At 71.2% G+C, this 13368-nt stretch carries 12 protein-coding genes; 3 read left to right on the top strand and 9 right to left on the bottom strand.

The features are described from left to right. Nucleotides 1–74: 74 nt before the first annotated feature. Together ACGFZS_RS11895 and ACGFZS_RS11900 are read right to left on the bottom strand one after the other, a co-directional pair. Entirely contained in the window at nt 75–986 is a 912-nt protein-coding gene (locus ACGFZS_RS11895) for an RNA polymerase sigma-70 factor (protein WP_393794971.1), read from the bottom strand. Further along, nucleotides 983–1921 carry an NAD-dependent epimerase/dehydratase family protein gene (locus tag ACGFZS_RS11900; RefSeq protein WP_393794972.1) on the bottom strand — a complete coding sequence of 313 codons (939 nt, stop codon included), beginning with the start codon at nt 1919–1921 and terminating at the stop codon, nt 983–985. Before ACGFZS_RS11900 ends, ACGFZS_RS11895 begins: the two co-directional genes overlap by 4 nt. Before the next feature lie 191 nt (nt 1922–2112). Between ACGFZS_RS11900 and ACGFZS_RS11905 the strand changes: the two genes are divergently transcribed. From ACGFZS_RS11905 to ACGFZS_RS11915, 3 genes are read left to right on the top strand one after another with little or no spacing between them, the layout of a single operon-like run. Continuing rightward, nucleotides 2113–2637, top strand: coding sequence for a PadR family transcriptional regulator (locus ACGFZS_RS11905; protein ID WP_365686933.1), 525 nt, complete (start codon nt 2113–2115; stop codon nt 2635–2637). Further along, the gene (locus ACGFZS_RS11910; RefSeq protein WP_393794973.1) at nt 2634–3323 is read left to right on the top strand and encodes an ABC transporter ATP-binding protein; all 690 of its coding nucleotides are present in this window, start codon (nt 2634–2636) and stop codon (nt 3321–3323) included. The genes ACGFZS_RS11905 and ACGFZS_RS11910 overlap by 4 nt, the downstream gene beginning before the upstream one ends. Further along, nucleotides 3320–5665, top strand: a complete 2346-nt coding sequence (locus ACGFZS_RS11915; protein WP_393794974.1) for an FtsX-like permease family protein — start codon at nt 3320–3322, stop codon at nt 5663–5665. Before ACGFZS_RS11910 ends, ACGFZS_RS11915 begins: the two co-directional genes overlap by 4 nt. Nucleotides 5666–5744: 79 nt before the next feature. Here the strand turns inward: ACGFZS_RS11915 and ACGFZS_RS11920 are convergent, their stop codons facing one another. The 7 genes from ACGFZS_RS11920 to ACGFZS_RS11950 form a co-directional block, all read right to left on the bottom strand. Continuing rightward, the gene (locus ACGFZS_RS11920) at nt 5745–6173 is read right to left on the bottom strand and encodes a hypothetical protein (RefSeq protein WP_393662799.1); all 429 of its coding nucleotides are present in this window, start codon (nt 6171–6173) and stop codon (nt 5745–5747) included. 4 nt (nt 6174–6177) lie between these two features. After that, nucleotides 6178–6564: a roadblock/LC7 domain-containing protein gene (locus tag ACGFZS_RS11925; RefSeq protein ID WP_393794975.1), complete on the bottom strand. Its 387-nt coding sequence runs from the start codon at nt 6562–6564 to the stop codon at nt 6178–6180. Nucleotides 6565–6643: 79 nt separating this feature from the next. Beyond that, nucleotides 6644–7546 carry a MarR family transcriptional regulator gene (locus ACGFZS_RS11930; RefSeq protein ID WP_393794976.1) on the bottom strand — a complete coding sequence of 301 codons (903 nt, stop codon included), beginning with the start codon at nt 7544–7546 and terminating at the stop codon, nt 6644–6646. 138 nt (nt 7547–7684) lie between these two features. Continuing rightward, a complete protein-coding gene (locus ACGFZS_RS11935; RefSeq protein ID WP_393794977.1) occupies nt 7685–9016 on the bottom strand; it encodes an AI-2E family transporter in 1332 nt (443 codons plus the stop codon). A gap of 137 nt (nt 9017–9153) precedes the next feature. Beyond that, nucleotides 9154–9849, bottom strand: coding sequence for a transglycosylase SLT domain-containing protein (locus ACGFZS_RS11940; RefSeq protein ID WP_365686947.1), 696 nt, complete (start codon nt 9847–9849; stop codon nt 9154–9156). Between the two features lie 417 nt (nt 9850–10266). Next, complete coding sequence (locus ACGFZS_RS11945) at nt 10267–11592, bottom strand: PhoH family protein (RefSeq protein WP_359226368.1); 1326 nt, start codon at nt 11590–11592, stop codon at nt 10267–10269. Nucleotides 11593–12001: 409 nt separating this feature from the next. Next, complete coding sequence (locus ACGFZS_RS11950) at nt 12002–12775, bottom strand: isoprenyl transferase (RefSeq protein WP_393794978.1); 774 nt, start codon at nt 12773–12775, stop codon at nt 12002–12004. Nucleotides 12776–13368: the final 593 nt, after the last annotated feature.

Raw genomic sequence — 13368 nt, forward strand, 5'->3', positions numbered from 1 at the left:
GGACGTGACAATCAGCACCCCGTCCAACGGAACCGACGAGCAGAGAAGGCGGAGGGTTGCCTCGGGACACCCCGTCAGTCCGGTCCCGCCTCCCTGGACAGCGCCCAGGCATCCCCCACCGGCCCCACATGCCCCAGCTTGTCCGGGTTGAGGACCGAGCGGACGGCCTGGACGCGGCCGCCGGCGATATCGAGGGCCATGACGCTGACGACCCGGTCCGCGCGGTCGCGGAGGACCGCGCCCGGCCGCCCGTTCACCTCGTGCGGCTCCAGTACGGCGCCCGCCGCGCGGAACCGGCGCAGGAGCACCTCCAGCACCTCGGCCACCCGGGCCGCGCCGACGAGCGGGGCCTCGCCCCACAGCGGCGCCTTGCCGCCCGCGTCGCCGGTCACCCGGACGTCGGCCGCCAGCAGCGCCCGCAGGCCGTCCACGTCTCCTTCGCGGAACGCGTCGAAGAAGCGTCCGGCGAGTTCCTCGCGCTCCTCGCGGTCGGCCTCGAAGCGGGGGCGCCCGGCCTCCATGTGGCGGCGGGCGCGGACGGCGAGCTGCCGGCAGGCCGCCTCCGTGCGCTCCACGGCCGTGGCGACCTCGGCGAAGGAGAAGCCGAACACCTCGCGCAGGACGAAGACCGCCCGCTCCAGCGGGGAGAGCCGTTCCAGGAGGAGCAGGGCCGCCATCGAGACGGAGTCGGCCAGCTGGGCGGAGCGCTCCGGGTCCTGGTAGGGGTCGGTCAGCAGCGGCTCGGGGAACCACGTGCCGACGTACTCCTCGCGCCGTACCCGGGCCGAGCGCAGGACGTCGATCGAGACGCGGGTGACCACGGCGGAGAGGTAGGCCCGGGTCGAGGCGGGCCGGGTCGCGGCGGCCGTCCAGCGCAGCCAGGTGTCCTGGACGGCGTCCTCGGCCTCGCCGACGCTGCCGAGGATGCGGTACGAGATCGCGAACAGCAGCGGGCGCAGTTCCTCGAACTCCTCCTCCGGGCTCACGCCAGCTCCTCCTTGAACCCCTGCCGCCAGGACGGGTACCGCGGCTCCCAGCCGAGCTCCCGCCGGGCCTTGGCGTTGGAGAAACCGCGCCCCTGGGTCATGATCACCACCGCCTGTTCGCCGGCCAGCAGCCGGGCCAGCCAGACCGGCACCCGGTAGGGCCGCTTCGCCCCGGCGCACTCGGCGAGATACGGCAGCCAGTCGGCGGCCGGCGCCGGTTCGTCGTCGACGATGTTGAACAGGCCCCGCGCCTTCTGTTCGACGGCCAGCACGGTGGCGTCGGCCGCGTCGTCGAGGTGGATCCAGCTGCTGTGTCCGGTGGCGCGGCCGACCAGCGGGTACTGGCGCCTGCGGACCAGGGTCACCTGGTCGTCGATGGCGTCCGGGCCGTAGAAGGCGCCGTAGCGCAGGGCCGCGCCGCCGGCCCGCAGCACCGCCTCCTCCAGGTGACGCAGGGCCAGCATGCCGCCGTGCGCGGGCGTTCCCTCCATCAGGTCCAGCGGGTCCTCCTCCGTCTTCACCCAGCCGCCCTCGCGGATGCCGTTCCAGCTGGCGTGGCTCTGGGCGACGACATGGGGGACGCCGGTCGCCTCGGCGGCGGCCAGCAGATGGTCGGTGCCCTCGGTGCGCAGCCGGTTGGTGAGGGCGAACCAGCGGTCGGGGTGCTTGATGTCGGGCTTGCCGGCGTGCGCCGCGGAGATCGCGGTCAGCTGGTGCACGATCACGTCCGGGCGGGCCTCGGCCACCGCCGCCCCGACCGACAGCGCGTCCAGGCCGTCCATGACGACCCCCTCCGCGCCCAGTTCCCTCAGCAGCCCCAGCTTGGCCGCGCCGGTCGTCGTGGCCGTCACCCGGTGCCCCCGCGCCACCAACCGGGGCACCAGCCGCCGTCCCAGAACCCCGCTGCCACCTGCCACGAACACCCGCACGGTCATCACCTTCCGGATCCGGGAAACCGACTCACGAAGGAGATGACGAGGCAGACCCCCGCCCCTGTGACATCACGCGGCCCTCCGCTGTCGCGGAACCGTGACAATCGGGCCCCACCTGCGGGGACACACACCCGGCCATGATCTACACACGGCGCGTATACATACCGCGTATACACCGTGTGTAGAGTGCTGGCATGTCCATCGGTCACACCCTCCTGGGGCTCCTGGAGTCCGGCCCGCGCCACGGTTACGACCTGAAGCGGGCCTTCGACGAGAAGTTCGGTCACGACCGGCCGCTCCACTACGGCCAGGTCTATTCGACGATGTCCCGGCTGCTGAAGAACGGGCTCGTGGAAGTCGACGGCATCGAGGCGGGCGGCGGGCCCGAGCGCAAGCGGTACGCCATCACCGACGCCGGCGTCACCGACGTCGAGACGTGGCTGGCGACTCCGGAGAAGCCGGAGGAGTACCTCCAGTCGACCCTGTACACCAAGGTCGTGCTCGCGCTGCTGACCCACCGGAACGCCGGCGACATCCTCGACAGCCAGCGCTCCGAGCACCTGCGCAGCATGCGGATCCTCACCGACCGCAAGCGTCACGGCGATCTCGCGGACCAGCTCGTCTGCGACCACGCGCTGTTCCACCTGGAGGCGGACCTGCGGTGGCTGGAGCTGACCGCGGCCCGGCTCGACAAGCTCCGCGCGGAGGTGGCCAGGTGAACGCCCCCGCCGGTTCGCTGCTGACCGCCGAGGGCCTGCGCAAGGCCTACGGCCCCACCGTCGCCCTGGACGGTGCCGCGTTCTCCATACATCCCGGCGAGGTCGTCGCCGTGATGGGCCCGTCCGGGTCCGGGAAGTCGACCCTGCTGCACTGCCTCGCCGGGATCGTGCCGCCCGACGCCGGGTCGATCATGTACGCCGGGCGGGAGATGGCGACCATGAACGACGCCGAGCGCAGCGCGCTCAGACGCTCCGAGTTCGGGTTCGTCTTCCAGTTCGGGCAGCTGGTGCCGGAACTGACCTGCGTGGAGAACGTGGCGCTGCCGCTGCGGCTGAACGGCACCTCCCGCAAGGAGGCCGAGAAGAGCGCGCTGGGCTGGATGCGGCGGCTGGAGGTCGACGACCTCGCGAAGAAGCGGCCCGGCGAGGTCTCCGGCGGCCAGGGGCAACGCGTCGCGGTGGCACGGTCGTTGGTGACCTCGCCGCGGGTGCTGTTCGCGGACGAGCCGACCGGCGCGCTGGACTCCCTCAACGGCGAGCGCGTGATGGAGCTGCTCACCGACGCCGCCCGCTCCACCAACGCGGCCGTCGTGCTCGTCACGCACGAGGCACGGGTGGCCGCCTACTCCGACCGCGAGATCGTCGTACGGGACGGGAAGTCCCGGGACATGGAGCGGACCGTATGAGCGGGGGGCGGCGCTGGGCCGGGGATCTGGCCATGGGGGCGCGGTTCGCCTTCACCGGCGGGCGCGAGGGCTGGATCCGGGCGGTGCTCACCGCGGTCGGGGTGGGCCTCGGGGTGGCACTGCTGCTGCTGACCGCGGCGGTGCCCGACATCCTGGACGCCCGGCACGCGAAGGACGACGTGCGGCGGGACTTCTCGATCACCCCGGCGAAGATCCCGGCGGCGGACGACACGATCGTCGTCGCCCATGTGAACACCTCCTGGTACGGCGCGGACATCCGGGCCCGGCTGGTCGCCCCGGACGGGCCGCACGCGCCGGTGCCGGTGGGCATCGACCGGGTCCCGGCGGTCGGCGAGATGTACGTCTCCCCCGCCCTGGACAAGCTGCTCAAGGCGCCCGGCAACGGGCTGCTGCGCGAGCGGCTGCCCGCGAAGGTGGTCGGCACGATCGGGCAGCGGGGGCTGATCGGACCGACCGAACTCGCCTACTACATGGGCGCGAAGGGGCTGGACCGGCAGATCGGGCACAACCCTGAGGTGGGCCGCATCAAGCAGTTCGGGAACGACGCCCCCGGCCAGTCGTCCGAAGGGCTCGACCCGATCCTGCTGCTGCTCGTGCTGCTGGTCTTCGTGGTGCTGCTGGCCCCGGTCGGCATCTTCATCGCCACCGCCGTACGGTTCGGCGGTGAGCGGCGCGACCAGCGGCTCGCGGCACTGCGGCTGGTGGGCTGCGACGGCCGGATGGTCCGCCGGATCGCCGCCGGGGAGGCGCTGGCGGGCTCCGTGCTCGGCCTGGTGCTCGGCACCGGGTTCTTCCTGGTGGGCACTCAGGCGGCGGCCACGATCGAGCTGTTCGACGTCAGCGTCTACCCGGACTACCTCAACCCGACGCCCGTCCTGGCCGTCCTCGTCGCCCTCGCGGTGCCCACGGCCGCGGTCCTGGTCACCCTGTTCGCGCTGCGCCGGGTCGTCATCGAACCGCTCGGCGTGGTCCGCACGGCCCGGCCCAGCCGGCGCCGGCTGTGGTGGCGGCTGCTGCTGCCGGTCGGCGGCCTCGCGATGCTCGTCCCGATGATCGGGCAGGGCGGCGACAACGGGGACTTCAACCAGTACCTGGTCATCGGTGGTGTCCTGGCCCTGCTGGTCGGCATCACCGCGCTGCTGCCCTGGGTGGTGGAGCGCACCGTGGCCCGCCTCGGCGACGGCGCCGTCTCCTGGCAGCTGGCCGTGCGCAGGCTCCAGTTGAGCAGCGGTACGGCCGCCCGGATGGTCAACGGCGTCGCGGTCGCGGTGGCCGGCGCGATCGCCCTCCAGATGCTGTTCGCCGGCGTCCAGTCCGACTACACCAAGGACACCGGGCAGGACCCGAACCGCGCCCAGATGGAGGTGGACCTGCCGGTCGGCGTCCAGGTGGCCGCCGCGGGGGCCCGACTGGAGCGGGCCAAGGGGGTGAAGTCGGCGGCGGCGCTGTCCCAGACCGAGTACGGCGACAAGCGCCTCGACCCGGACAACTCCATCCAGGTCGTCGTCGGTGACTGCGCGGCCCTGCGCGAGGTGGCGAACCTGCCCTCCTGCCGCGAGGGGGACGCCTTCCTGTCCGCCGACTGGTCCGACGAACCGGCGGCGCGCAAGCTGCTCACCCCGGGCCGCGCGGTGGTGGTCGACCCGTCCTACACCGACGACACCCCCGGCGCCGAGGCCGCCTGGACCGTGCCGGCGAAGCTCCCGAAGGTCGCCACCCGCAAGGACTCGCTGAACGCCGGCCTCAGCGGGATCCTGGCCACCCCGTCCGCACTGCCCGCGAAGGCACTGCCGAGCCTGCGCGGCAGCGTGTACCTGCGACTGGATCCGGCCGTGCCGGACGCGGAGGAGCAGGTGCGCACCGTCGCCATGGGCATCGCCCCGCTCGCCTACGCCTGGACGTGGACGGCGACCACCCAGGACGAGAAGTACGGCGCCATCCGCACCGGCCTGTTCGTCGGCGCCGCCGCCGTGCTGGCCCTCATCGGGGCGAGCCTGCTGGTCTCCCAGCTGGAGCAGTTGCGGGAGCGCAAGCGGCTGCTGTCGGCGCTGATCGCCTTCGGCACCCGGCGCCGTACCCTCACGCTGTCCGTGCTGTGGCAGGCGGCGATCCCGATCGCGCTGGGCCTGCTGCTCGCGACGGCGGTCGGGCTGACGCTCGGCGGGGTGCTGATGAAGATGACGGCGGTGCCGCTGCGGGTGGACTGGGCGAGCGTGCTGGCGATGACCGGCGTCGGCGCGGCGATCGTGCTCGCCGTGACCCTGCTCAGCCTGCCGGCGCTGCTGCGCCTGATGCGCCCGGACGGTCTGCGCACCGAGTAGCGCCGAGCAGCGCCGGCCGGTCCCCGCCGCACGGCACGTGGGCCCCTCCCCCGCCGGGAGGGGCCCACGTGCCGTGCGGTCACAGGCTGTGCTCCCGCACCACCCTCCGGGCCTGGGCGAGCAGCATGCCGACGTTCACCGACTTGCGGCAGACGATCACGGCCACCACGTCCTGCTGTTCGTTCATGCGGATGAACAGGTGGGTGAGGTTGTCGCTGTTGACCAGGATCTCCTGGAAGAAGTGGTTGTCGGCGGTGATGCCGCGGCGCTCCTTGAAGACGTCCTCGATCATCACGACCGTGCGCCCCTGGAACAGGTCCAGGGTGGCGCCCGCCAGCAGGTCCAGGACCTCGGGCGGATGGTTGTCGATCGTCTCGTACGAGAGCAGCATCCCGGTGGACATGTCGACCACCCCGGACGCGACGCACTCCGGCGCCTCGTTCCGCAGTGACTTGACCAGGCTCATCACCTGGTCGGAGAACCCCGTGGCCATACGCTTCGTCGCCATCCCTTCACACTCCCCCTGCTGCCTTCGCGGTGAGGATCGAGCCGATGCGGTCGAGGGCCGGATGGGTCGCCCGGTGCAGGCGCTCCAGGTCCATCCCCTCATCGCCGAGCACGACCATCAGGGCGGTGTCGCCCACCGCGTAGAACGCCACGCAGCCGTGGCTGCCGTACGTCACCGTCTGCCGCAGCACACCGCGCGCGGTGGCCTCGGCGGTGCGGCGCGCGAGGCCGAGGCCGGCGGCCGCGAGGGCGGCGAGGCCCTCCGGGTCGATGGAATCGGCGGTGTCGGCGGCTATCAGCATTCCGTCGGCGGCCGCCAGGGCCGTGTCGGTGATTCCGGTGACCCGTTCGCGCAGCCCGCGCATTTCCTGCGCCAGGGCTTCATGATTCATGTGCTCAACTCCCTCGCTTCTGACTGAATTCGACCGCTGCGGCGGTCGACGCGTCCTTTTTCATTCCGCCGTTCCGTTTTCATTTGGCCGTTCCGTGCCGCAGCCGGAAGAACCCTTTCCAGCTCGCCCCGCTCTTCTGCGGGCCGAGGACTTCGGTGATGCCGCTGGCGCCGGGCTCACGGCGGGGCAGTTCGGTGGGGACCGGGATCGGCTCCGGGGGCGGCGGAGGCGGCGGTTCCCGGTGCCGTACGACGGGGGCGGCCACCGGCATCCGGACGGGGGCGGTCGGCGCGGCACACTCCAGCAGCCCCTCGCCGAGCATCCGCGCGACCTCCACGGTGACGGTGTAGACCCCGCGTCCGGTACGGAAGGCCAGGTCACGGGCGGTGCGGCGGCCGTCGGCGTGGGTCAGCAGCTCCTCCTGCAGCGGGGTGCGGGGACGGTCGGCCGCGAGGCCGGCGGGCCGGGGGCGTTCCCGGTCGGGGCGCACCGGGTGGGGCAGCGCGGCCAGGGCGGCCAGCTTGCGGTTGGCCTCCTGCAGCAGCCGGGCGGGGGCCTCGCCGACGGCGACGGGGGCGTACGGCTCGGTGTGGAGGACCGCCTCGCAGCCGTCCACCCGGCCGGCCACGATGGCGAAGGCCGCGTCCTGCAGCGCCATCACGCACACCACCCTGAGCTGGGCCGCTCCCGCGTAGCCGCGTGCGATCAGGCCGGCCACCGGCCAGCGCGCCCCGCCGGACGCCCGCACCAGCTCGGCCCACTGCTCGCCGTCGATGCGGTCGGAGCGCAGCAGCAGCGCCTCGGGGCCGGGAGAGCCGGGGCTGTCGGCCGCGACCACCAGCCCGCCGCGCAGATGGAAGGCGCCGCCCGGGCTGCCCGGCACCCGCAGTTCGCCGCTGAACCCCTCGCGCCCGCACGCGATCAGGGCATGCGCGAGCCGGCCGTAACCGGCCCTGCCGAGGGGATCCCGAACCTCCGACATCGCCCCCCTCTTTTCGCGCTTTCGCACCGAGGAGGTATGTGTATCAGTTCGATGGCATATTTCAGCCGGGGATTTCCCAGCTGTCCCGAGCTGACGGAAGTTGGAATGTTCGGCCGCTCAAATCACTTTGTTCGACACTCATTTGATCGAACTGGGGGCGTCCTCGGGCTCCACGTCCTCGTACCGCTCGCGTGAGTACTGGTGCAGATAGCTGACCACCGTGTTCATCACCGCGACCAGCGGTACGGCCACCACCGCGCCGCCGATGCCCGCGACCATGCCGCCGGCCGCGACCGTGAGGACCACGGCGAGGGGGTGGACGCGGACCGCGCGGCCGAGGATGAACGGCTGGAGGATGTGGCCCTCGATCTGCTGCACCGCGAGAACCACGACCAGGGTCATGACGGCGGTGAACACGCCCTGGGTGACGAGCGCGACGACCACCGCGAGGGCGCCGGAGGCGACGGCGCCGACCAGCGGGATGAACGAGAACAGGAAGATGAAGACGGCCAGCGGGACGGCCATGGGCACGTCCAGGAAGTAGATGCCGAGGCCGATGCAGATGGCGTCGATGAGGGCGACGAGCACCGTGCCCCGCACGTAGGACGTCAGCGTGCGCCAGGCGCGCGGGCCGGCGCCGGCCACGCCCTCCCGGGCCGCGCTCGGCACCAGCTTCAGGAACCACTGCCAGATGCGCGCGCCGTCGTACAGCAGGAAGAGCGTGGAGAAGAAGACCAGCAGGATACCGGTCAGGGCCTCCACGACCACCTGGACGCCCTCCAGGCCGAACGAGGTGATCTCGTCGGTGTTGGCGCCGATCGCCTCGCGGAGGTTCTTGGCGATCTGGTTGATCTGCTTGTCGGTGACGTGGAAGGGGCCCTTGAGCAGCCAGTCGCGCAGGTCGTCGATGCCGTTCTGGACCTGGTCGGAGAGCGTGTCGATGTTCTCCATGACCTGCCAGGTCACGAACCAGCCCAGCAGGCCGATCACCACGAACCCGGAGATGGCGGTGAGCGCGGTGGCCGGGCCGCGGGGCATCCCGGAGCGGCTGAGCCAGGCGACCGTGGGCTGCAGCAGGGCGGTGATCAGCAGCGCGATGACGAAGGCGAAGACGACGAGCTGGACGGCGCTGATGACCCGCATCAGGATCCAGACGGTGCCGGCCAGGACCAGCAGCCGCCAGCCGGCCTCGGCGGCGACCCGCACCCCCCAGGGGATGGCCGTCACCGGGTCGGGACGCGGTACGGGCTTCCGGACGGGCGCGGCGACGGCGGCAGGGGCGGGGGTGGAGGTGGCGGCGGGGGTGGGGGCGGGAGTCTCCGGTGCGGGCGCCGGCGCGGGCACGGCCGGAGCGGGCGGCTCGGGCTCGGTCTGCTCGCGCTCCACCTCGGCCTGGCGCTCGTCCAATCGCTCGCCCATCTCGGTCAGTCCGGCACCGAGCCGGCCGAGCCACTGAGGCACTCGCGACATGATCCGCCCTCTTCCCCCGCGTCCCCGGGTACTCCTCACCACTCCCCCCTGGAGTCGTTCGGTCCGACCGTACAGGGCGACAGCCCCTCCCCCTAGGACGGGGAGGGGCTGTCAAAGGTTGAGAAGCCGAGTGGGCTCTAGTACCAGTGGTTCGCCTGCCAGAAGGTCCAGGCCTCGCACGGGCTGCCGTAGCGGGAGTTCATGTAGTTCAGGCCCCACTTGATCTGCGTGGCCGGGTTCGTCTGCCAGTCGGAGCCGACGGACGACATCTTGGAGCCGGGCAGGGCCTGGAAGAGGCCATAGGCGCCGGAGGAGGCGTTGACCGCCCGGTAGTTCCAGCTGGACTCGTGGTCCACGATGTTGCTGAAGCACTGGAACTGGCCGCTGGCCACCATCTGCTGCGCCATCGCCTGGATCTGCGCCACGGTGTAGGAGCTCTGGACCGGGAAGCTGGACGCGGACACGGAGGAGCGGCTGGCCGCTTCCTTCGCCTCGGCGCGCTCCTTGGCCTCCTTGGCCGCCTTCTCGGCCGCGGCCTTCTTGGCCTCGGCGCTCTTGGCTGCCGCCACCCGGGCGGACTGCTCGGCGTCCTTCTTGGCGGTCGCGTCGGCCTGGATGGCCACGGCGTCGGCCTGCTGCGTCAGGGACGCGGTCTGGACCGTCGCCTGCTGACCCGCGGGGAGGTCCGCGAGGAGCGTGGTGTCGGCTGCTGTCGCCTCTGCGTCGTTGTTCGGCTGCGCCACGCTGCCCGAGGCAACACCGACGACGCTTCCGACAGCGGTGACCGCGGTGGCCGAGGCCACTGCGAATCCCCGGACCGAAATCCGGCTCACACGGTTTCCTTCCAGCATCGCCCGCTTCGGTGACCCTGGCGGACGCAATCTTGCCCCTGGCGCTGGCCTCCTCACTACTGGGTCACGGGAGACACGGGCCCGGTGGGCAACTCCCCGAGGGAAGCGCCGCGTGGTGCTCGGGCGGCATACGACGTCGCTATGGAATTAGCTGTGATGCTGCTGTGTTTCCGTACCGCTGGGGGTACAGGTGTGTCGTATGCGGGGCCTGACAGGAGTGAGACTCTGCCGTAACCCGACGCCGGGTGGCAATTCTGAGTTGCGTGTGAAAGCTCACATCCCGTTTCCCCCAGGGGATTTCAGGAAAGCAGCACGCGCGAAGGCGCCGCCCGACTAGGCTCAAGGCCTTTGCCGGACGGCGCCAACCGACGGGTAATCAACCCAAGTTGGACACAGGGATCAGATGTGTCCGTCCTCCAGCATTTCGGTCACAAGGGCGGCGATCTGGGACCTCTCGGACCGGGTCAGGGTGACATGCGCGAAGAGCGGATGCCCCTTCAGCTTCTCGACCACGGCGACCACACCGTCGTACCGCCCCACCCGCAGGTTGTCCCGCTGCGCCACGTCGTGGGTCAGAACCACCCGCGAATTCGCGCCGATCCGGGACAGAACGGTCAGCAGGACGTTCCGTTCCAGCGACTGGGCCTCGTCGACGATCACGAAGGCGTCGTGGAGGGAGCGGCCGCGGATGTGGGTGAGCGGCAGCACCTCCAGCATCCCGCGGGCGGTGACCTCCTCGATCACCTCGCGGCTGGTGACCGCGGAGAGCGTGTCGAAGACCGCCTGCGCCCAGGGGCTCATCTTCTCCGCCTCGGAGCCCGGCAGATAGCCGAGTTCCTGGCCGCCGACCGCGTACAGCGGACGGAAGACCATCACCTTCTGGTGCTGGCGGCGCTCCAGGACCGCCTCCAGACCCGCGCACAGCGCGAGCGCCGACTTGCCGGTGCCGGCCCGGCCGCCCATCGAGACGATGCCGACGTCCGGGTCGAGGAGCAGGTCGAGCGCGATCCGCTGCTCGGCGCTGCGCCCCTTGATGCCGAACGCCTCACGATCGCCGCGCACCACACGGATGTTGCCCTCGGCCGTCACCCGGCCGAGCGCCTTGCCGCGCTCCGACTGGATGGTCAGACCGGTGTGCACGGGGAGGTCCGCGGCCTCCGGCGCGTACACATGGCCTTCCTCGAAGAGGATGTCCACCTGTTCGCCGGAGAGCGTCAGTTCGGACATTCCGGTCCAGCCGGAGGTGTCCGTGATGGCGAGTTCGGCGCGGTACTCCTCGGCGAGGAGGCCGACGGACGAGGCCTTGATCCTGAGCGGCAGGTCCTTCGAGACGACCGTGACGTCATACCCCTCGGCCTGCAGATTGCGGGCGACCGCGAGGATGCGGGAGTCGTTGTCCCCCAGGCGGTAGCCGCTCGGCAGCACGCTGGGGTCCGAGTGATTGAGCTCGACACGGATGCTGCCGCCCAGCTCGCCGATGGGAATGGGGGCATCGAGGCGGCCGTGCCGGACCCGGTAGTCGTCGAGCAGCCGCAGGGCCTGCCGGGCGAAATAGCCGAGTTCGGGATGGTGCCGCTTGGCCTCCAGTTCCGTGACCACGACGATCGGGAGCACGACCTCGTGCTCGTCGAAGCGGGCCATGGCGTTCGGGTCGGCCAGCAGGACGCTGGTGTCGAGAACATAGGTGCGCCGGTCGGACTTGCGGCGCGTTGTGCTGGTCACCACGGAAGGACGTACCCCCTCGGATGAGGTCGGGGAGCGACGAGGAAGAGCTGGACCGGTTGACGGCCGCCCTGCACGGGCCGAAAACCGGCCCCCCGCTGCTTCTTCCGTGCCGTGACCGCACGGTCGGGCTGGTGCAAAGGGCCTCCCGGGTGGACGGCCCCGAGCCGCCCACTGAGATCCGATGCCCGTGGTTCGGACATCGACCTGCTTGGCTTATGCCCTCGAACATGCGCCGCCATGCCACGCACTGCAACGACGCGCAGGTGAACTCCACGTTACTCGCGCCCCGAAACGGGTGATTTACGCCTCATGGGCGTGGTGGGGTCATCCACCGTAATGACGGGGTTATCCAGCGTGGCGGCGGTGACGGGTGGCTTGTGCCGCGTTGACGTCCGCCGTCACGATGACGTCACCCGCCGTAGCGGCGGTGCCGGGCCGCGTAGTCACGCAGGGCGCGCAGGAAGTCGACCTTGCGGAACGCGGGCCAGAAGACCTCGCAGAAGTAGTACTCGGCGTGCGCGGTCTGCCAGAGCATGAATCCGGACAGCCGCTGCTCGCCGCTGGTGCGGATCACCAGGTCCGGGTCGGGCTGGGCGCCGGTGTAGAGGTGACGGCCGATCATGTCGACGGTGACGGAGTCCGCGAGGTCCTCCATCGGGACGCCCTTGTCGTGGGCGTCCAGGATCATCGAGCGGACGGCGTCGGCGATCTCCTGGCGGCCGCCGTAGCCGATGGCGACGTTGACCAGTATTCCGTCGACGTGGGCGGTGGCCTCCTCGGCTTCCTTGAGCGCCGTCTGCATCGGGGAGGGCAGCAGGTCGCGGGTGCCGACGTGGTGGACGCGCCAGCGGCCGTCGGCGGCGAGGGTGCGGACGACGTCCTCGATGATGCCGAGGAGGGGGACCAGTTCTTCCTTGGCGCGGTCGAAGTTGTCCGTGGACAGCAGCCAGAGGGTGACGACCTCGACGTCCGTCTCCGAGCACCAGCCGAGGAACTCCTCGATCTTGTCGGCGCCGACGCGGTGGCCGTGGACCGTACTGGAGCCGGCGGCCTTCGCCCAGCGGCGGTTGCCGTCCATGATGACGCCGATGTGCTTGGGCACCTGAGCGTGGTCCAGGTGGCCTTCCACCCGGCGTGCGTAGAGCCTGACGAGCAGGCCGCGCAGCTTGTCGCGCAGGGTCACTTGAGTCCGCCCCTCGTGATTCGGATGCGGGGGTCCGCCCGCCGAAGCCTACCCCGCTGGGAGTTGAGCCGTTCGGGGCCCTGGGGGTGGGGGGGCGGTTGCCGTGCGGCTGCGGGTCCGTCGTGGCCGGTCGCGCCCACGCGGCGGTAGCCGCACATCGTCACAGCCCCGCGCCCCCTGCGGGGCGCTGCCCTGAGGGCGCTTGAAAAGTGGGTGAGAAGCGGGGGCAGAAAAAACGGGCCGGTCCGTGGGGGGGGAGACGGACCGGCCCGAGGGGGGGTTTCCACCATAACCCTTTGTAAGTGATGCTGCGTGCATCGGCGTGCCACAACTACTCTCCGGAGTCACCCGGCGACGCCCCGATGGGCCGGAAGCGCTGGATTCAGGGGTCTCGCATGGCCGATTCGCAGCGGAATCCCAGGAAAAGTGGCCGCATACGGGGAGATCAAGAGGGTTTGGGCCGTCTTGGGGATGCCTCGGCGGGTTGCCCATCCGTCCCTCCGACGGGCTACCCCGGCTGCGAACGGCGGCTTGACGCGGGCTCGCGGGGCAACACGGCACCGCGCAGCCCCCTCCACTGCGCGGTGCCGACC

This window comes from Streptomyces sp. NPDC048288, assembly GCF_043201555.1.
Classification (GTDB): Bacteria; Actinomycetota; Actinomycetes; order Streptomycetales; family Streptomycetaceae; genus Streptomyces.

Bases quoted from the DNA above. Each gene is read 5' to 3' on its own strand.
- ACGFZS_RS11900 (WP_393794972.1), bottom strand. From the start codon at position 1,921: ATGACCGTGCGGGTGTTCGTGGCAGGTGGCAGCGGGGTTCTGGGACGG.
- ACGFZS_RS11905 (WP_365686933.1), top strand. From the start codon at position 2,113: ATGTCCATCGGTCACACCCTCCTGGGGCTCCTGGAGTCCGGCCCGCGC.
- ACGFZS_RS11915 (WP_393794974.1), top strand. From the start codon at position 3,320: ATGAGCGGGGGGCGGCGCTGGGCCGGGGATCTGGCCATGGGGGCGCGG.
- ACGFZS_RS11920 (WP_393662799.1), bottom strand. From the start codon at position 6,173: ATGGCGACGAAGCGTATGGCCACGGGGTTCTCCGACCAGGTGATGAGC.
- ACGFZS_RS11925 (WP_393794975.1), bottom strand. From the start codon at position 6,564: ATGAATCATGAAGCCCTGGCGCAGGAAATGCGCGGGCTGCGCGAACGG.
- ACGFZS_RS11930 (WP_393794976.1), bottom strand. From the start codon at position 7,546: ATGTCGGAGGTTCGGGATCCCCTCGGCAGGGCCGGTTACGGCCGGCTC.
- ACGFZS_RS11935 (WP_393794977.1), bottom strand. From the start codon at position 9,016: ATGTCGCGAGTGCCTCAGTGGCTCGGCCGGCTCGGTGCCGGACTGACC.